The sequence below is a fragment of the Shewanella sp. Iso12 genome, from assembly GCF_012030025.1.
Classification (GTDB): Bacteria; Pseudomonadota; Gammaproteobacteria; order Enterobacterales; family Shewanellaceae; genus Shewanella; species Shewanella algae.
On the sequence record NZ_JAAUHW010000020.1, the window covers coordinates 1 to 16,559 of the forward strand.

The following is a 16,559-nucleotide window of genomic DNA, read 5'->3' on the forward strand; positions in this document are numbered from 1 at the left end:
CTTTTTATAAGAAAAAAGATCGCTTGCCGATCTTTTAGGCAAAAACGATCTTTTTCTGCAATTATGGCTATTTTACGCCCTAATTTACTCAGTTTGCGGCCGACTTGGGTGCATTTTCCTGTTCAATAAAGCCTTTGAGTAAGGCTATCGCCTTTGGGTCACCCCAGTCGACGAAACTGCGGACAAAGGCAATCAGCTCCCCTTTACCATTAAGAATAAAGGTCGCCGGGATAGTATCGAGTGGGAATATCTGCCCCAACTGCATTTGTGGGTCGTAGTAACTGCGGAAATTTGCCATCCCCAGGGATTGTAGAAAACTGGCCACTTGCTCCTGGCCACCCTGATCGATGGAAATCGGCAGCAGGGCAAACTCCTTATCACTGAACTGCCCTTCAAGCCGCTCCAGAGCAGGCAACTCCCTGACACAAGGAGGACACCAAGTAGCCCAAATGTTGACCAACACCACTTTTCCCTTGTGTTGACTGAAATCCAATTGGCTACCGGTCTTATCCTGGAAGGGAACCACTTCCAGAGGGAAGCTGTGAGGGAGTACATTGATCTTGTCGACACTGGATTGGATCTGATTGTGATCCTTCGGCTGCATACCGGGATAAGCCTGCGCCCCCAGAGACAGGGACGCCAGCAAGAGTAATGAGTATCTGAGTTTGCTCATTACTTGTCTCGCTTCAATAGCTCATCCAACTGGCGTTGTTCTTCGGCAGACAGTTCGAGCGCTTTACCACCGGTAGTACGCTGTTTGCGGATGAAAATAAAGCCAATCAAACCACCGAACAACAGCAACGCCACAGGGCCCAGCCAAAGGACGTAGGTCTTGGTCTCAAGCCTTGGCTTATAGAGAACGAATTCGCCGTAGCGACTGGTCATGAACTGGACGATTTCATCATCAGCCTTGCCCTCTTCCACCATCTTGTACACTTCAAGACGCAGATCGCGGGCAACCGGTGAGTTGGAATCGATCAGGTTTTGATTCTGACACTGGGGGCAGCGCAGCTCATGAGCCAGCGACAATGCCCGCTTCTGCTTATCAGGAGAACTGAACTCGAAGGTATCCACCGGCGTTGCCGCCACCTGAGCGGCATAACCGAGCAGGAGCGCCGCAATAGCAAAGGTTTTCAGCAACAACTTTCTCATGACGCTTTATCCTTAGCGGCCTCGGCCTGCAACTGTTGGATCATGGGATACAAGGTTTCTTTCCAAACCCGCATATCTACCGGCCCGGCATAGCGATAACGAATGACACCGTTGTGATCCACGATGAAACTCTCCGGCGCACCATATACCCCGAGATCCAGACCGAGACGACCGTCCTTGTCATAGATATTCAACGTGTAGGGGTCGCCTTGGCGAGAGAGTTCTCTTACCGCCAGCGCCCGCTCGTCACGGTAGTTGATGCCATAGATGGGCACCAAGTTTTGTCGAGCCAACTGCATCAGGTAGGGATGTTCATACTTACAGGATGGGCACCAAGTCGCCCATACGTTCAGCATGGATACCTTACCTTTAAGATCTTCGTTGGTGATCATCTCTCCCGGCGTTTCCAGTTTCTCCAGCTGGAAGGCAGGCACAGGCTTACCTTCCAACGCAGAATCCAACTGCTGTGGATTCAAGAACAGTCCCTTGTAAAGGAAGATCCCCATCAAAAGAAACAATATCAGTGGAATAAAAAGTATTAGCTTCTTCATCTTCTTCTTACCTGTTTCAGGCTGTTGCCAGTTTGGCTTTCTTGGCTGCAGCCGCTTCTTCAGCGCGGGCTTTGGCACGATAGCGCTTATCTGAAGCCGCAAAGAAACCACCAACCATCATAAAGATACCGCCAAACCACAACCAACGAACAAAAGGTTTGTAGTTCAGTCGCACTGCAAACTCAGTACGGCTTACAGGGTCGCCCATAGTGACATAGAGATCCCGGAACAGACCCCAGTCGATACCGGCCTCTGTCATATCCATGGTGCGAACATTGTATTGACGACGATCCGGCTGCAACAGAGCAATCTTTTCGCCATCTTTCAGTATTTCAACCTGCCCTTGCTGTGCCGTGTAGTTAGGGCCAACAACGTTACGGGTTTCCAGATACTTAAAGGTGTAACCGGCCAACTCATGGCTGACGCCTGGGCCCATGCGCACACTCTTCTCAATAGAGTAGTTGGACACCATGGTGGCCCCCACTACAGAGACAGCAATACCCAGGTGGGCGATGATCATCCCCAGTTCACTGCGGCCCATACGCGCCAAACTGACACTGCCGTCTTTCGCTTTAATCACGTTGTAACCGGCACGCAGAGTCGCCAGCACAATCCAGACAGCCGCACCTATACCCAGTGCAACCCAGATGTTGAACTCACCACCGGCAATAAATGGCGCTATCACGCCCAGTACAGCTGAAATGATCGCAGGCAACAACAGCTGGCGCTTGAGCTCACCCTGCTTGGATTTTTTCCAGCGAATGATGGGGCCAATCCCCATAAAGCCGAACAGTACCAGCACGATGGGAACAAATACTGCATTGAAGTATGGTGGGCCAACGGAAATCTTACCCATGCCCAAAGCATCGATCAGCAGCGGGTAAAGGGTACCAAGCAATACGGTACCTGCCGCTACGGTCAGCAATACGTTACAGACCAGCAGCATGGTTTCTTTGGATTTCAGCTCGAAACGGGCAGGGCTGCTCATTTCACTGGCACGGAAAGCAAACAGTGTCAGCGAACCGCCTATGGCCAAGCCAAGCAGCAGTAGAATGAACATACCCCGGCTTGGGTCTGCCGCAAAGGAGTGCACTGAGGTCAGCACACCAGAACGAACGATAAAGGTACCCAATAAGCTCAGGGAGAAGGCAAAGATAGACAAGAGTACTGTCCAGTTACGGAAGGCACCGCGTTTCTCTGTCACTATCAAGGAGTGAACCAGCGCTGTACCGACCAGCCATGGCATAAAGGATGCGTTTTCAACCGGATCCCAGAACCACCAACCACCCCAGCCGAGCTCGTAATATGCCCACCAGGAGCCCAGTGCGATACCACCTGTTAGGAAAATCCAGGCGGCCAGAGTCCAAGGGCGGCTCCAACGAGCCCAGGCAGAATCGAGTCGACCGCTCATCAGTGCGGCGATGGCGAAAGCAAAGCTGACAGAGAAACCCACATAACCCAGATACAGCATAGGCGGGTGGAAGATCAGACCCACATCCTGCAGCATGGGATTAAGGTCGCGCCCTTCCGCCGGGATCGGGAATAAACGTTCGAATGGACTGGAAGTGAGTAGCATGAACAGGGTAAAGCCTATGGTGATCATCGCCAACACGGCCAATACCCGAGCGGTGAACACCTCTTCCAACCCCTTACTGAAGAAGGCTACAGCTGCAGCCCATACAGAAAGTGAGAAGACCCAGAACAACAGCGAACCTTCATGACCACCCCAAACTGCTGCAATCTTAAAGAAGATAGGCAATTGAGAATTGGAATGATGGGCCACATAGGCGACTGAGAAGTCATCGGTTGCGAAGCTGTAACCCAGCGCGATTACCGATAAAAAGATGAATAAAAACATACCGTAACTCAGAGGCCAGGCATAGCGCACTAAGTATTGGTCTTTGCGGGCAACACCGATCAGGGGGACGGTCATCAGCAGTACAGCGAACGCCATCCCTATGATCAATGAGAAATGTCCAAGTTCTGGGATCATGGGTTTTCCTCAGTTTCCAGGTCAATGTCTGCCAAGCTTCTTATTCTGGGCAGACGCACAACTACGGGGCACACACCATTACCTTATTAACTTAATCACGGCTTAAAAGCCGTAACGGTTAACAGGTATATATTACGAATTTTTGCTCATTTTAGTATTTGCTTTTGTTCCTGTCTGCCACTTTCCACCAATTATGGGTCGCGGCTCTCATTCTCCGAGAGGCCAATATCGGTAGGGAAAAGGCGGCAAGACTCAAGGCTGTGACAGGCGTTAACTAGAGAAGTTTCATTGAATTTTTTGCTGAAATTTGGAACTGTGAACCAGTGCCCAACTATGACCATTAACCCAGATGGGGGGCTTATATTACTGTTCAATGAATCATCTTTCCGTATAATCTTGCAGTCAGGCCGTGCGGTAACCCCGCTTTGTCACAAACCAACGTGAAATAAACATAATGACCACTTTTTGGATTTTTATTGCGATTGTTGTGTTAGTCAGCCTGGGGCTGATCTGGCTTCCTCACTTCCGGCAACAGAAGCTGCTCAAGGCTGAAGAGTCCGGTGTCCGCAAACAGACCAACCTGGAACTGTTTAATGAACGTCTAGCCATTCTGGAGAAGGAACACCAGGAAGAACTGCTGGATCAAGACGAATTTGAATCCCTGAAAAAAGAACTGGAAGTCAGCTTACTGCAGGACATCAAACAAGGAGCCGACGAATCACTCGACTCTCAGGCTAAGCCTAAAGGGCTACTCTGGCCAAGTCTGATGTCGGTTGTATTACTGGTTGTTGCCGGCTACTCCTATCAGCAGTTGGGTGCCTATCAAAATATCGATTCGCCTCAACCAGAGAATCCCCATGCCGGTATGAGCACTGAGCAGATCATGATGCAGCGAGTGCAGATGATGGAGTCAGCTGTGCAACAGGAGCCTGAAAACAGCCAGGCTTGGTTCAGCCTGGGTCACGCCTATATCTCTGCCGGACAATATGATCAGGCAGTCGCGGCCTTCGATAAAGTGATCGAACTTGTGGGTGTACATGCCGAGCTGCTGGGTCCTAAAGCCACCGCCCTCTACTATAAGGCTGGCCAGCAGATGATCCCTGTGGTTCAGTCGCTGATCGATCAGGCACTGAAGCTGGATCCACAAGACCCTTCCACTTTACTGCTGGTTGGTATGGATGCTTTCTTTACCGCAGACTACAACAAGGCCATCGGCGCTTGGCAGACTATTCTCGACAGCGATAGAGCCGACGTGGATCGTGCCGCACTGATCAATGCCATTGACAGCGCCAAGATGCGTATGCAGGCAGAAGGTGGTGCCACCATGCCGAATGACGAAGCCCATAAAGGCCTGAAGGCAGCCACAGCCAAGACAGTGACACTGAATGTTTCTATCGCTCCTGAACTGGCAGCCAAGGTCAGCAATACTGATATGCTGTTCATCTTTGCCAGAGCGACGGAAGGCCCCAAAGTTCCACTGGCGGCCACCAAGGTGAGTGCCAAGTCATTACCTGTGACTGTGACTCTGGATGACTCCACCAACATGGGCGGCAACGTCAAACTCAGTGATGCAACCGACGTTGAAGTGATTGCGGTATTGTCCAAGCATGGCAGCGTTAAGCCTCAGCCTGGCGATCTGCAAGGTAAGCTGGCCAGCATTAAAGTTGGTGCCAGCGGCGAACTGGTGCTGGATACCGAAGTCCAGTAATCCTTGGTAAACAGACATAAAAAAACCGGCTGATGCCGGTTTTTTTATGATGATACCTGATTACTTGGACATGAACTCGATAGCGTTCTTGTAATCTTCATCAGTACAATCTGTGCACATGCCACCAGGAGGCATAGCGTTCAAACCAGACTTAACGCTGTTAAGCAGGGTGTCGATACCTTTGGCCAGGCGAGGCTCCCAAGCAGCAGCATCGTGTGCTTTAGGTGCACCGGCAACACCCATGCTATGGCAGACTTGGCAGGCTTTATTGAAAACGGCCTCACCTTCTTGGGCTGACACGTTCGCAGACATAGTCAATGCAGCTACTGCGGTCATTGCTAACAGTTTTTTCATGTTCAATGTTCCTAATGCAAATACTTACAAAGCTCAACGCTGCCCTTGGTTAAAGTAGGCAGACTCATTTTAGCTCGCTAAGAGTACAACAAACTTCAACAAATCTCATCTTTTTGTGATTAAAATCGCAGCTTGTCCTGTAAATAAGGACAAAGGTCGCGAATTCATTAATATATTAGTAACAGATTAAAAAGTTCCCAAAAATTCACTTTTATTGGAAGCATATCAAATTGCTGAAACTTAGTGCGATGCAGTGGTAAACCCCAGCCAGAGCATGTGTTAGTATCTCTTGTGTTTCCTTACCGCTTGTTATAGAGGGCTCAGTGGCAGAACCAAAACCTACATCACTGCTGTCGGCAAGCAGCCTCACTTGTATTCGTGAAGAGCGGATACTGTTCGATGAACTCAGCTTCGATATCAACCCTGGCGATATAGTCCAAATTGAAGGTCCCAACGGCGCCGGTAAAACCAGCCTGCTGCGGATCCTCGCAGGTCTGTCGCGCCCATACGGGGGGGAAGTCCTGTTTCAGGGAGAAGCTATCACTCGTTGCCGCGATGAGTTCAATGAAAACCTGCTTTATCTGGGCCATCTCGCCGGCGTGAAAAGCGAACTCACCGCCGAGGAAAACCTTAACTTCAATTTAAGAATCAGTGGGTATGATGACTTTGATGCACGGGAAATCCTTGCCAAAGTCAACCTGACCGGGTTTGAAGAAGCGCTTGCAGGCCACCTTTCTGCTGGCCAACACAGACGAACCGCACTCGCCAGGCTCTGGCATACCGCCTGTAAAATCTGGATTCTGGATGAGCCCTTTACCGCGATCGACAAGAAAGGGGTCGCTGAATTGGAGCAACTCTATATTCGCCATGCCGATGCCGGTGGTTGCGTCATTCTGACGACCCACCAGGATATGGGCATCATTACAGATGAAAGGTTGCGGAAAATCCGCTTGGATTATCGCTTCGTATAAGGCTTAGCAGAGATGAACAGAGGCATTAGTTTTACCAAGGCATTTTTCACCCTGCTGAAACGGGATCTACAGATTGCCGTGCGTCATCGTGGTGATATTTTTAACCCACTGCTGTTTTTTATCATAGTGGTTACCCTGTTTCCGCTGGGTATAGGTCCTGAGCCACAGGTGTTGACCCGGATTGCTCCCGGGATTATCTGGGTTGCGGCCTTGCTGGCAGCCATGTTGTCACTGGAGCGGCTGTTCAAGGCAGACTTCAGTGACGGAAGTCTGGAGCAGATGTTGCTTAGCCCGCAGCCACTGGCGCTGTTGGTACTGGCCAAAGTGTTTGCTCACTGGTTACTGACTGGCGTACCTTTAATTATAATTGCACCGCTGTTGGCTGTGCTGCTGCATCTGGACGACAACAGTTACGGCGCCTTGATAGCCACCTTGATGCTGGGGACACCTGTATTGAGTCTGCTTGGCGCCATAGGTGTTGCTCTTACAGTGGGCTTACGCAAAGGCGGCGTGCTGCTTAGCTTGCTGATTTTGCCACTGTATATACCAGTGTTGATCTTTGCGACCGGCGCGATCGACTTTGCAGCATCCAAACAACCCTATGATGGTCAGCTGGCGATTCTAGGCGCCATGCTGGTCGGTTCTTTAGTCTTGGCACCTTTTGCTATTGGTGCCTCATTGCGAGTGAGTACTAACTGAAATGTGGAAATGGTTACATCCCTACGCCGACCCTCAAAGGGCGTATCAACTGTCAGGAAAACTACTGCCTTGGTTTGCACTGCTTGCCCTGGCACTTATCGCAACCGGAACCGTGTGGGGTTTGGCATTTGCTCCCACAGATTACCAACAAGGTGACAGCTACCGTATTATCTTTATCCACGTACCAGCGGCATCCATGTCGATGGCTGCTTACATGGGTATGGCAACCGCAGCCTTCATAGGCCTGGTGTGGCAGATCAAGCTGGCCGATTGGGCCGCCGCTTCTATCGCACCAATTGGTGCCGTGGTCACCTTTATCGCTCTGTTCACTGGTGCCACCTGGGGTAAACCCATGTGGGGCACTTGGTGGGTTTGGGATGCACGCCTGACCTCTGAACTTGTGCTGTTGTTCCTGTATCTAGGGGTTATCTCTCTTTATGCCTCATTCGAAGACAAGGTTCTGGCCGCCAGAGCCGCCGGCATTCTGGCCATAGTTGGAGTGATCAATATCCCTATCATTAAGTATTCGGTTGAATGGTGGAACTCACTGCACCAGCCATCCACTATCCGAATCACCGAAAAGTCGACCATGTCTACCGACATGCTCTACCCTTTATTGATCAACATATTTGGGTTTGGTTTGATGATAGGTGCCATCACTCTAGTGCGTTTCCGTGCCGAAATTCTGGCCCGTAACGGAATGCGCCCTTGGGTTAGGGAACTGGCCAAGGCCGAAGGAGTCAAATAATGCAGTTTCAATCTTTAGCAGAGTTTTTCAACATGGGCGGCTATGCCTTCTATGTGTGGTTGGCCTACGGTGTCACTTTCGTGTCCCTTAGCCTGCTTATCCTGGTCAGTTCGATGAAGAAGCGTCGGGTACTGCAGGAAATAGCATCCAAAGTGCAACGTGAGGAACGCCTCGCTCAAAACCGGAGTAACAGATCGTGAACCCAAGACGCAAAAAGAGACTGGTATTGGCTGTAGCCTTGATTGCAGGTGTTGCTGCCGTGGCTTCCTTGCTGTTATATGCCCTCAACTCCAACCTTAACCTCTTCTATACTCCCACCGAGATAGTCAATGGTAAAAAGGATACTGGCATCAAGCCGGAAGTGGGCCAGCGGATCCGCGTGGGCGGCATGGTTACTGTAGGCTCTATGGTGCGTGACCCTGAAAGCCTGCATGTTGAGTTTGCCGTACATGATGCCGCCGGCGGCGAAATCATTGTGACTTATGATGACCTCTTGCCTGACCTCTTCCGTGAAGGCCAGGGTATCGTCGCTCAGGGCGTATTGATTGAAGGTGGTAAGTTAGAAGCCTCTGAAGTGCTGGCCAAGCATGATGAAAACTATATGCCACCTGAAGTTGCCGAAGCCATGGGCCAGACCCATGAAAAGCTTGAGTACAACACGCAACAGGTCGGCGGCGCCAAGTAAATGCCCATAGATAAAAAAGCCTCTTCGGAGGCTTTTTTATTACTTGCAGAGTCTGAAATTTCTGCCACGCTAAAATTCTATAGACTGGATACAAGGACTTAGCATGCGCGCATTGGTTTTTCTGGGGTTACTGCTTTCACTGCCAACCGGTGCCGCCAATCTCTTGCTGATTGAGTCCTACCATGCTGAATATCCCTGGGATCAAAGTTATAAAGCCGGCATAAGAGCTATCCTCGGTGATAAGCACCAATTTCACACCTTCGCTCTCGATACCAAGCGACTACCCAAAGCGCAATTTAAAATCCAGGCCGATAGTGCTTGGCAAAGATACCTGGAACTTAAACCCGATTTGGTATTTCTCGCCGATGACAATGCCTTGATGCTGCTACATGAGCGCTTCAGCCAAACCCAGACTCCTGTGGTTTATCTAGGGATCAACGGCAATCCTCGTGACTACGGAATAAAGCATACAGGTAACATTACCGGTGTGCTGGAGCGCCCCCTGTTCAAACGTTCCCTCTTGATGGCACAGGCCATGCTGCCAACTCAACCACCACACAAGTTTTTGTTACTGTTTGACTCAGGCTATACCTCGGATACAGCGGTAGCCTCCATCAAAAAGCTCAACCAAAATTTGATGATAGGCAACAACCAAATCGATATAGAACAACATCAGAAGTTCAGCAGTTGGCAGTCGTCTGTTTCGAGTGCCAGAGAACGTGGCTATGACGCCGTGTTTGTGGCCCTGTATCAAACGCTGCAAGACGATAAGCAACAAACGGTAGATGAGCTGCAGGTAGCGCGTTGGACCCACGACAACGCCACTGTGCCTCATTTTGGTTTTTGGCATTTCAGTGTCGGCCCTGAGGGCAATATTGGGGGCTATATTCTGGATGGCAACAAACATGGACGCATAGCGGGTACCATAGCGAAACAGATCCTGGCGGGCAAAATGCCGGCAGAGATATTCCCCAAGATGGATACCAGTGGTGCTTATCTATTCAGTGAGAGTGGTTTAAAGCGATGGCAACTGAGTTTGCCGGAAAGGGTCAGGGAGCAGGCCGAACTCGTGGATTGACCTTCGGCGACGAACAAATAAAAAGCCCCGCGGTTAGCGGGGCTTTTTCAGAACTTACCTGAGATTACTCAGCAGCAGCTTCAACTTCTACAGCTTCAGCAGCTTCTGGGCGACCAACCAGCTCGATGTAAGCCATAGGGGCTTTATCACCGGCACGCAGACCGCACTTCAGGATACGGGTGTAACCACCAGGACGTTCCTGATAGCGTGGACCCAGTTCGTTAAACAGTTTACCTACGACTTCTTGGTCGCGAGTACGAGCAAACGCCAGACGACGGTTTGCTACGCTGTCACTTTTAGCAAGTGTTATCAGAGGCTCAACTACGCGACGCAGTTCTTTGGCCTTCACTACGGTTGTCTTGATGATTTCATGACGAACCAGTGAACTTGCCATGTTACGGAACATGGCTTGGCGGTGACTGCTGTTGCGGTTAAGTTGACGACCACTCTTACGATGGCGCATGACCTAATCCTTATAACCTAAATCTGTACAAAACCTGGGACTTACAGGTCGTCTGCCAAACTAGCCGGTGGCCAGTTTTCCAGACGCATACCTAGCGACAGTCCGCGAGATGCCAACACATCCTTGATCTCGGTAAGAGATTTCTTACCCAGGTTAGGTGTTTTGAGCAGCTCAACTTCAGTGCGTTGTACCAGATCTCCGATGTAATGAATCGCTTCGGCTTTCAAACAGTTAGCCGAACGTACAGTTAGCTCTAAATCGTCGACAGGACGCAACAGAATCGGATCGAACTCCGGTTTCTCTTCCTTCTGCTCTGGCTCGGTCACATCACGCAATTCAACGAAGGCATCCAGCTGTTCAGCCAGGATAGTCGCAGAACGACGGATAGCTTCTTCAGGATCGATAGTACCGTTAGTGGTCATATCGATGATCAGCTTGTCCAAGTCAGTACGCTGTTCCACACGAGCTGCTTCTACATTGTAGGCAATGCGAGCAACAGGTGAGAATGAAGCATCAACCAGCAAACGACCGATTGGGCGATCATCGTCTTCGGTTTGTGCACGGGCAGAAGCCGGTACATAACCACGACCACGCTCAACACGGATACGCATGCTGATGTCATTGTTACCAGTCAGATGACAGATAACATGATCCGGGTTCACGATTGTGACATCGCCGTCGTGGGTGATGTCGGCTGCGGTAACAGGGCCTGCGCCGGACTTGCTCAGAGTGAGCATAGCCTCGTCTTTACCCTCGATAATGACTGCCAGCCCTTTCAGGTTCAGCAATATTTCAAGGATATCTTCTTGTACGCCTTCCTTACTGCTGTATTCATGCAGTACGCCGTCGATCTCGACTTCGGTAACCGCGCAGCCGGGCATAGACGACAATAGGATGCGACGCAACGCGTTACCCAAAGTATGACCGAAACCACGCTCGAGTGGCTCCAGAGTCACCTTGGCACGAGTTGGGTTAACCTGCTCGATATCAACGAGACGCGGTTTAAGAAATTCTGTAACAGAACCCTGCATTGTGTCCTCTCTTGTTTGTTAGCCTTACTTAGAGTAAAGCTCGACGATCAGCTGTTCGTTAATTTCCGCAGACAAATCGCTACGTTCTGGCAGACGCTTGAAAGCACCTTCCATTTTTGCGCTGTCGACTTCAACCCATGTAGGCTTCTCGCGTTGAGCAGCCACTTCCAGAGCAGCCTTGATACGGGCTTGCTTCTGTGACTTCTCGCGAATGCTTACAACATCATTCGCAGACACTTTGAATGACGGAATGTTAACAACACGACCGTTGACCATAATTGACTTATGGCTAACCAGCTGACGTGCTTCTGCACGAGTCGCACCAAAGCCCATACGATAAACTACGTTATCCAGACGGGTTTCCAAAAGTTGCAGCAGGTTTTCACCTGTGTTGCCTTTCAGACGTGCAGCCTCTTTGTAGTAGTTACGGAATTGCTTTTCCAGCACACCGTAAATACGACGAACTTTTTGTTTCTCGCGTAACTGCAAGCCATAATCAGACAGACGTGGCTTACGAGCGCCATGCTGTCCAGGTGCTGCTTCCAGCTTACACTTCGAATCGATTGCTCTCACACCGCTTTTCAGGAAAAGGTCAGTACCTTCCCGGCGGCTGAGCTTGAGCTTGGGACCCAAGTATCTTGCCATGATCTTTCTCCAACTATCCTAACGAAACTGCCAATTACACGCGGCGTTTTTTAGGAGGACGACAACCGTTATGAGGGATCGGCGTCACATCAGTGATGTTGGTAATTTTGTAACCAACAGCGTTCAGCGCACGAATGGCTGACTCACGACCTGGACCTGGACCCTTCACGAAAACTTCAAGGTTTTTAACACCATAATCCTGAGCGGCAGTACCTGCGCGCTCAGCTGCCACCTGCGCAGCAAATGGGGTAGATTTACGTGAACCACGGAAACCTGAACCACCTGCAGTCGCCCATGACAGAGCGTTACCTTGACGATCTGTGATAGTAACAATTGTATTGTTGAAAGACGCATGGATATGAGCCATGCCATCAGCAACCTGTTTACGTACGCGCTTACGCGGAGAACGTGACGGAACTTTAGCCATTGTCTACCTTCCCGTTACTTCTTGATTGGTTTACGTGGACCTTTGCGAGTACGCGCATTGGTCTTAGTACGTTGCCCACGGAGAGGCAGGCTACGGCGATGGCGGAGGCCACGATAACAACCAAGGTCCATAAGACGCTTGATGTTCATTGAAACCTCACGGCGTAAGTCACCTTCTACTGAGTATTTGGCAACTTCTTCGCGTAGAGTATCGATTTGAGCTTCGCTCAATTCCTTGATCTTAGCGTCTTCGGCAATGGCTGTAGCCGCGCAGATAGCTTTAGCGCGAGTACGACCGATACCGTAGATAGCAGTCAGTGCAATGACTGTGTGCTTTTGATCAGGAATGTTAATGCCAGCGATACGGGCCACTATGCACTCCTTAAGTTAAAGGCCATCTGTGAAAAGCCCGAAAGGATACTCGACAGATGACTAGTTTGCAAACAATATTTTTGGCCAGCCCAGTTAAGAGCTGGCCAAGATTTTTCAGCCTTGACGCTGTTTGTGTTTTGGTTCAACACAGATAACGCGTACAACGCCACTACGCTTGACGATCTTGCAGTTACGGCAGATCTTCTTCACGGAAGCTCGAACTTTCATTTCATCACTCCGTAAAGCTATCTTATCGACCAAAGCGATCGAGATTCGCTTTGTTCACCAGATTAGCTTTCTTCATCACAGACTCATATTGATGAGACATCATATGGGTCTGAACCTGAGCCATGAAGTCCATGATCACAACTACCATAATCAGTAGTGAAGTACCGCCAAAATAGAACTGTACTTTCCATGCGATTAACATGAACTCCGGAATTAAACAGATAAAAGTAATATACAACGCGCCTGCCAGAGTCAAACGGGTCATCACTTTATCAATGTAACGCGAAGTCTGTTCGCCGGGACGGATCCCGGGAATAAACGCACCGCTCTTCTTCAGGTTATCTGCTGTCTCGCGTGGGTTAAATACCAACGCGGTATAGAAGAAACAGAAGAAAATAATTGCTGCTGCATACAACAGAGAGTACAGCGGCTGTCCAGGAGAAACTGCGAGAGAAACCTCAGACAGCCATTCCATAGACGGATTCTTACCAAACCACTGAGCCAGTGTGCCTGGGAACAGAATAATGCTGGACGCAAAAATTGGCGGAATTACGCCGGCCATATTAACCTTCAGCGGCAGGTGGGTTGACTGCGCGGCAAACACCTTACGGCCCTGCTGACGCTTGGCATAGTTAACGACGATACGACGCTGACCACGCTCCACAAATACCACGAAATAGGTTACGGCAAACACAATCACCGCAATCAACAACAATACCAGTACGTTCAAGTCGCCTTGACGCGCTTGCTCGGCCGTTTGACCGATAGCAGAAGGCAGACCGGCTACGATACCTGCGAAAATCAGGATCGAAATACCGTTACCTATACCACGCTCGGTAATTTGCTCGCCAAGCCACATCAGGAACATGGTTCCGGTGACTAAACTGACGACTGCAACAAAATAGAACTCAAAACCAGGATCGACCACCAGGCCGTTCACCAGATTTGGCAATCCTGTTGCAATACCGATCGACTGGAATGTACCCAACACCAGCGTACCCCATCTTGTATACTGGCTAATTTTCTTGCGTCCTGACTCACCTTCCTTCTTCAGTTCAGCGAGTGCGGGATGCACAACAGTCAGTAACTGCATGATGATCGAGGCCGAAATATACGGCATGATCCCCAATGCAAAAATAGAGGCGCGCTCAAGGGCACCACCCGAGAACATGTTAAACATGCCCAGGATGGTGCTCTTTTGCTGAGCAAACAGCTCTGCCAATACAGCAGCGTCAATACCAGGAATTGGCACAAATGAACCGGCACGAAACACGATAATTGCGCCAATCACGAACAGGAGGCGAGCTTTCAATTCAGAAAGTCCACCTTTCGCGCTTTTTAAATCAAGTCCTGGTTTTGCCATCGACCTATTATTCCTCGATATTCTCGATCTTACCGCCGGCAGCTTCAATAACTACGCGAGCGCCCTTGGTCACCTTCAGATCTACTGAGCGTGCACCCTTGACTTTCAGACCTTTTATGGTCACTGGGCGCTCAATGGTACCTGAAAGAACGATTTTCGCAAACTGGATGTTGCGAGTTATTACGTTCGCATCTTTCAGTGCGTTCAGGTCGATAACGTCACCAGTAACTTTTGCCAGTTCACTCAAGCGAACTTCAGCAGTTACCATAGCGATACGCGAGGTAAAGCCGAACTTAGGCAGACGGATCTTAAGTGGCATTTGACCACCCTCGAAGCCAGGACGTACACCGCCACCGCTACGAGATTTTTGACCCTTGTGACCGCGACCAGCGGTCTTACCCAAGCCAGAACCAATACCACGGCCTACACGCTTAGGTGCAGACTTAGCGCCTGCTGCTGGAGATAAAGTATTGAGACGCATTGATTAGTCCTCCACCTTTACCATGTAGTAGACCTTATTGATCATACCGCGAACAGCAGGAGTATCTTCCAGCTCAACGGTGTGACCAATACGACGCAGACCAAGACCAGTCAGAGTGGCCTTGTGCTTAGGCAGACGGCCGATAGCACTTTTGGTCTGGGTTACTTTGATAGTTTTAGTAGCCATGGTGCATTACCCCCGAATTTCATCAACATTCAGGCCACGCTTGGCTGCAATCTGCGCTGGTGACTTCATGTGTACCAGAGCGTCAACAGTTGCACGAACGATGTTGATCGGGTTAGTAGAACCGTATGCTTTCGACAGAACGTTGTGAACGCCTGCTACTTCCAATACGGCACGCATTGCGCCACCGGCGATAATACCGGTACCCTCTGAAGCAGGTTGCATGTAAACGCGTGAACCAGAGTGGCGACCCTTCACTGGATGGTGCAGAGTGCCTTCGTTCAGGTTTACAGTAACCATGTTGCGACGGGCTTTTTCCATTGCTTTTTGAATAGCAGCTGGAACTTCACGCGCTTTACCATAGCCGTAGCCGATCTTACCGTTACCATCACCCACTACAGTCAGAGCGGTGAAGCTAAAGATACGACCACCTTTAACTACTTTAGAAACACGATTAACTGCAATCAGCTTTTCTTGCAGATCGTCTTTTTGCTGAGCTTCTAATTTAGCCATTGTTTTACCCCTTAGAACTGGAGGCCAGCTTCACGAGCGGCTTCTGCAAGAGCAGCAACACGACCGTGATACTTGAACCCAGAACGATCGAAAGCAACAACAGTTACGCCTTTTTCGATCGCGCGCTCAGCAATAGCTTTACCTACTGCTTTGGCCGCATCTACGTTACCGGTGTACTTCAGTTGTTCCTTTACTGCTTTCTCGGCAGTAGAGGCAACAGCCAACACCTGAGCTTCAGGGTTGATTACCTGAGCGTAAATGTGACGCGGTGTACGATGTACAACCAGACGGTTGACGCCCAGCTCTTGGATCTTCTTGCGAGCGCGAGTCGCGCGGCGCAAGCGAGATGTTTTCTTATCCATATCGCGTTACCTACTTCTTCTTAGCCTCTTTACGGCGTACTTGTTCGTCATCATAGCGAACACCCTTGCCCTTATAAGGCTCTGGTGGACGATAGCCACGAATTTCAGCCGCAACCTGACCAACCAGCTCTTTATCGATACTTTTCAGTACGATGTCTGTTTGGCTTGGGCATTCAGCTGTAACGCCTGCTGGCAATTGATGAACCAGAGGGTGAGAGAAACCTAAGGTCAGGTCAAGAGCGCTGCCGCTAACTTTGGCACGGTAACCCACACCAACCAGCTTCAGCTTCTTTTCGAAACCCTGAGAAACACCAACAACCATGTTGTTGATCAGTGCACGAGCAGTACCAGCCTGTGCCCAAGCGTTAGCAACGCCTTCGACAGGAGAGAACTTGATTTCTGCACCTTCAACAACAACGTTAACTGCGCTGTTGATTACTCGAGTCAGACTACCTTTACCGCCTTTAACGGTAATAGTTTGGTCGTTTAAAGTCACCTCTACGCCGGCTGGAATAGATACTGGTGCTTTTGCTACACGAGACATTCCTAGCTC

The 16,559-nt window shown here is 50.0% G+C and carries 24 protein-coding genes; 7 read left to right on the forward strand and 17 right to left on the reverse strand.

The features are described 5' to 3' along the window. Window positions 1-88: 88 nt before the first annotated feature. Genes HCX89_RS21635 through HCX89_RS21650 form a run of 4 tightly spaced genes read right to left on the reverse strand, consistent with a single transcriptional unit; the run spans window position 89 to window position 3,696 of the window. Window positions 89-673 carry a TlpA disulfide reductase family protein gene (locus HCX89_RS21635; RefSeq protein ID WP_025889964.1) on the reverse strand — a complete coding sequence of 195 codons (585 nt, stop codon included), beginning with the start codon at window positions 671-673 and terminating at the stop codon, window positions 89-91. Beyond that, window positions 673-1,152 carry a heme lyase NrfEFG subunit NrfF gene (nrfF, locus tag HCX89_RS21640; protein WP_025011989.1) on the reverse strand — a complete coding sequence of 160 codons (480 nt, stop codon included), beginning with the start codon at window positions 1,150-1,152 and terminating at the stop codon, window positions 673-675. Before nrfF ends, HCX89_RS21635 begins: the two co-directional genes overlap by 1 nt. Further along, on the reverse strand, window positions 1,149-1,703 hold the full coding sequence (locus HCX89_RS21645) for a DsbE family thiol:disulfide interchange protein (protein ID WP_025011988.1): 555 nt from the start codon (window positions 1,701-1,703) through the stop codon (window positions 1,149-1,151). Before HCX89_RS21645 ends, nrfF begins: the two co-directional genes overlap by 4 nt. Window positions 1,704-1,719: 16 nt before the next feature. Continuing rightward, window positions 1,720-3,696: a heme lyase CcmF/NrfE family subunit gene (locus HCX89_RS21650; RefSeq protein ID WP_025011987.1), complete on the reverse strand. Its 1,977-nt coding sequence runs from the start codon at window positions 3,694-3,696 to the stop codon at window positions 1,720-1,722. 454 nt (window positions 3,697-4,150) lie between these two features. On the opposite strand from HCX89_RS21650, the gene ccmI reads away from it, so the two are divergent. Further along, entirely contained in the window at window positions 4,151-5,404 is a 1,254-nt protein-coding gene (ccmI, locus tag HCX89_RS21655) for a c-type cytochrome biogenesis protein CcmI (RefSeq protein ID WP_025011986.1), read from the forward strand. A gap of 60 nt (window positions 5,405-5,464) precedes the next feature. Here ccmI and HCX89_RS21660 read toward each other — a convergent pair whose 3' ends face one another. Further along, the gene (locus tag HCX89_RS21660) at window positions 5,465-5,758 is read right to left on the reverse strand and encodes a cytochrome c5 family protein (RefSeq protein ID WP_025011985.1); all 294 of its coding nucleotides are present in this window, start codon (window positions 5,756-5,758) and stop codon (window positions 5,465-5,467) included. 323 nt (window positions 5,759-6,081) lie between these two features. Here HCX89_RS21660 and ccmA point away from each other — a divergent pair, with 323 nt between their 5' ends. From ccmA to HCX89_RS21690, 6 genes are all read left to right on the forward strand, one after another. After that, window positions 6,082-6,729 (forward strand): cytochrome c biogenesis heme-transporting ATPase CcmA, encoded by a 648-nt coding sequence (gene ccmA / locus HCX89_RS21665; RefSeq protein WP_028781247.1) that lies wholly within the window; start codon window positions 6,082-6,084, stop codon window positions 6,727-6,729. Window positions 6,730-6,741: 12 nt separating this feature from the next. Beyond that, window positions 6,742-7,428 (forward strand): heme exporter protein CcmB, encoded by a 687-nt coding sequence (gene ccmB, locus HCX89_RS21670; RefSeq protein ID WP_025011984.1) that lies wholly within the window; start codon window positions 6,742-6,744, stop codon window positions 7,426-7,428. Between the two features lies 1 nt (window position 7,429). Continuing rightward, window positions 7,430-8,176 carry a heme ABC transporter permease gene (locus tag HCX89_RS21675; RefSeq protein WP_025011983.1) on the forward strand — a complete coding sequence of 249 codons (747 nt, stop codon included), beginning with the start codon at window positions 7,430-7,432 and terminating at the stop codon, window positions 8,174-8,176. Further along, window positions 8,176-8,376, forward strand: coding sequence for a heme exporter protein CcmD (gene ccmD, locus HCX89_RS21680; RefSeq protein WP_025011982.1), 201 nt, complete (start codon window positions 8,176-8,178; stop codon window positions 8,374-8,376). The genes HCX89_RS21675 and ccmD overlap by 1 nt, the downstream gene beginning before the upstream one ends. Then, the gene (gene ccmE, locus HCX89_RS21685) at window positions 8,373-8,861 is read left to right on the forward strand and encodes a cytochrome c maturation protein CcmE (protein WP_025889966.1); all 489 of its coding nucleotides are present in this window, start codon (window positions 8,373-8,375) and stop codon (window positions 8,859-8,861) included. The genes ccmD and ccmE overlap by 4 nt, the downstream gene beginning before the upstream one ends. Window positions 8,862-8,964: 103 nt before the next feature. Further along, window positions 8,965-9,939: an ABC transporter substrate-binding protein gene (locus HCX89_RS21690; RefSeq protein ID WP_045284096.1), complete on the forward strand. Its 975-nt coding sequence runs from the start codon at window positions 8,965-8,967 to the stop codon at window positions 9,937-9,939. Window positions 9,940-10,003: 64 nt separating this feature from the next. Here HCX89_RS21690 and rplQ read toward each other — a convergent pair whose 3' ends face one another. From rplQ to rplF, 12 genes are all read right to left on the reverse strand, one after another. Then, window positions 10,004-10,402, reverse strand: coding sequence for a 50S ribosomal protein L17 (rplQ, locus tag HCX89_RS21695; protein ID WP_028781249.1), 399 nt, complete (start codon window positions 10,400-10,402; stop codon window positions 10,004-10,006). A 41-nt stretch (window positions 10,403-10,443) separates the two neighbouring features. After that, a complete protein-coding gene (rpoA, locus tag HCX89_RS21700) occupies window positions 10,444-11,433 on the reverse strand; it encodes a DNA-directed RNA polymerase subunit alpha (protein ID WP_025011980.1) in 990 nt (329 codons plus the stop codon). Between the two features lie 24 nt (window positions 11,434-11,457). Then, complete coding sequence (gene rpsD, locus HCX89_RS21705; RefSeq protein WP_025011979.1) at window positions 11,458-12,078, reverse strand: 30S ribosomal protein S4; 621 nt, start codon at window positions 12,076-12,078, stop codon at window positions 11,458-11,460. 34 nt (window positions 12,079-12,112) lie between these two features. Then, window positions 12,113-12,505, reverse strand: coding sequence for a 30S ribosomal protein S11 (gene rpsK, locus HCX89_RS21710; RefSeq protein ID WP_025011978.1), 393 nt, complete (start codon window positions 12,503-12,505; stop codon window positions 12,113-12,115). 14 nt (window positions 12,506-12,519) lie between these two features. Beyond that, entirely contained in the window at window positions 12,520-12,876 is a 357-nt protein-coding gene (gene rpsM, locus HCX89_RS21715) for a 30S ribosomal protein S13 (RefSeq protein ID WP_025011977.1), read from the reverse strand. Between the two features lie 114 nt (window positions 12,877-12,990). After that, window positions 12,991-13,104: a 50S ribosomal protein L36 gene (rpmJ, locus tag HCX89_RS21720; protein WP_006083579.1), complete on the reverse strand. Its 114-nt coding sequence runs from the start codon at window positions 13,102-13,104 to the stop codon at window positions 12,991-12,993. A gap of 22 nt (window positions 13,105-13,126) precedes the next feature. Continuing rightward, entirely contained in the window at window positions 13,127-14,467 is a 1,341-nt protein-coding gene (secY, locus tag HCX89_RS21725; RefSeq protein WP_025011976.1) for a preprotein translocase subunit SecY, read from the reverse strand. A gap of 7 nt (window positions 14,468-14,474) precedes the next feature. Then, complete coding sequence (gene rplO, locus HCX89_RS21730) at window positions 14,475-14,948, reverse strand: 50S ribosomal protein L15 (RefSeq protein ID WP_045284095.1); 474 nt, start codon at window positions 14,946-14,948, stop codon at window positions 14,475-14,477. A gap of 3 nt (window positions 14,949-14,951) precedes the next feature. Beyond that, complete coding sequence (rpmD, locus tag HCX89_RS21735) at window positions 14,952-15,134, reverse strand: 50S ribosomal protein L30 (protein ID WP_025011974.1); 183 nt, start codon at window positions 15,132-15,134, stop codon at window positions 14,952-14,954. 6 nt (window positions 15,135-15,140) lie between these two features. Beyond that, a complete protein-coding gene (gene rpsE / locus HCX89_RS21740) occupies window positions 15,141-15,644 on the reverse strand; it encodes a 30S ribosomal protein S5 (RefSeq protein WP_025011973.1) in 504 nt (167 codons plus the stop codon). An 11-nt stretch (window positions 15,645-15,655) separates the two neighbouring features. Then, on the reverse strand, window positions 15,656-16,006 hold the full coding sequence (rplR, locus tag HCX89_RS21745) for a 50S ribosomal protein L18 (protein WP_025889969.1): 351 nt from the start codon (window positions 16,004-16,006) through the stop codon (window positions 15,656-15,658). 10 nt (window positions 16,007-16,016) lie between these two features. Next, the gene (rplF, locus tag HCX89_RS21750; RefSeq protein WP_025011971.1) at window positions 16,017-16,550 is read right to left on the reverse strand and encodes a 50S ribosomal protein L6; all 534 of its coding nucleotides are present in this window, start codon (window positions 16,548-16,550) and stop codon (window positions 16,017-16,019) included. Window positions 16,551-16,559: the final 9 nt, after the last annotated feature.

Bases quoted from the DNA above. Each gene is read 5' to 3' on its own strand.
- HCX89_RS21635 (WP_025889964.1), bottom strand. From the start codon at position 673: ATGAGCAAACTCAGATACTCATTACTCTTGCTGGCGTCCCTGTCTCTG.
- nrfF (WP_025011989.1), bottom strand. From the start codon at position 1,152: ATGAGAAAGTTGTTGCTGAAAACCTTTGCTATTGCGGCGCTCCTGCTC.
- HCX89_RS21645 (WP_025011988.1), bottom strand. From the start codon at position 1,703: ATGAAGAAGCTAATACTTTTTATTCCACTGATATTGTTTCTTTTGATG.
- HCX89_RS21650 (WP_025011987.1), bottom strand. From the start codon at position 3,696: ATGATCCCAGAACTTGGACATTTCTCATTGATCATAGGGATGGCGTTC.
- ccmI (WP_025011986.1), top strand. From the start codon at position 4,151: ATGACCACTTTTTGGATTTTTATTGCGATTGTTGTGTTAGTCAGCCTG.
- HCX89_RS21660 (WP_025011985.1), bottom strand. From the start codon at position 5,758: ATGAAAAAACTGTTAGCAATGACCGCAGTAGCTGCATTGACTATGTCT.
- ccmB (WP_025011984.1), top strand. From the start codon at position 6,742: ATGAACAGAGGCATTAGTTTTACCAAGGCATTTTTCACCCTGCTGAAA.
- HCX89_RS21675 (WP_025011983.1), top strand. From the start codon at position 7,430: ATGTGGAAATGGTTACATCCCTACGCCGACCCTCAAAGGGCGTATCAA.
- ccmD (WP_025011982.1), top strand. From the start codon at position 8,176: ATGCAGTTTCAATCTTTAGCAGAGTTTTTCAACATGGGCGGCTATGCC.
- HCX89_RS21690 (WP_045284096.1), top strand. From the start codon at position 8,965: ATGCGCGCATTGGTTTTTCTGGGGTTACTGCTTTCACTGCCAACCGGT.
- rplQ (WP_028781249.1), bottom strand. From the start codon at position 10,402: ATGCGCCATCGTAAGAGTGGTCGTCAACTTAACCGCAACAGCAGTCAC.
- rpoA (WP_025011980.1), bottom strand. From the start codon at position 11,433: ATGCAGGGTTCTGTTACAGAATTTCTTAAACCGCGTCTCGTTGATATC.
- rpsD (WP_025011979.1), bottom strand. From the start codon at position 12,078: ATGGCAAGATACTTGGGTCCCAAGCTCAAGCTCAGCCGCCGGGAAGGT.
- rpsK (WP_025011978.1), bottom strand. From the start codon at position 12,505: ATGGCTAAAGTTCCGTCACGTTCTCCGCGTAAGCGCGTACGTAAACAG.
- rpmJ (WP_006083579.1), bottom strand. From the start codon at position 13,104: ATGAAAGTTCGAGCTTCCGTGAAGAAGATCTGCCGTAACTGCAAGATC.
- secY (WP_025011976.1), bottom strand. From the start codon at position 14,467: ATGGCAAAACCAGGACTTGATTTAAAAAGCGCGAAAGGTGGACTTTCT.
- rplO (WP_045284095.1), bottom strand. From the start codon at position 14,948: ATGCGTCTCAATACTTTATCTCCAGCAGCAGGCGCTAAGTCTGCACCT.
- rpmD (WP_025011974.1), bottom strand. From the start codon at position 15,134: ATGGCTACTAAAACTATCAAAGTAACCCAGACCAAAAGTGCTATCGGC.
- rpsE (WP_025011973.1), bottom strand. From the start codon at position 15,644: ATGGCTAAATTAGAAGCTCAGCAAAAAGACGATCTGCAAGAAAAGCTG.
- rplR (WP_025889969.1), bottom strand. From the start codon at position 16,006: ATGGATAAGAAAACATCTCGCTTGCGCCGCGCGACTCGCGCTCGCAAG.
- rplF (WP_025011971.1), bottom strand. From the start codon at position 16,550: ATGTCTCGTGTAGCAAAAGCACCAGTATCTATTCCAGCCGGCGTAGAG.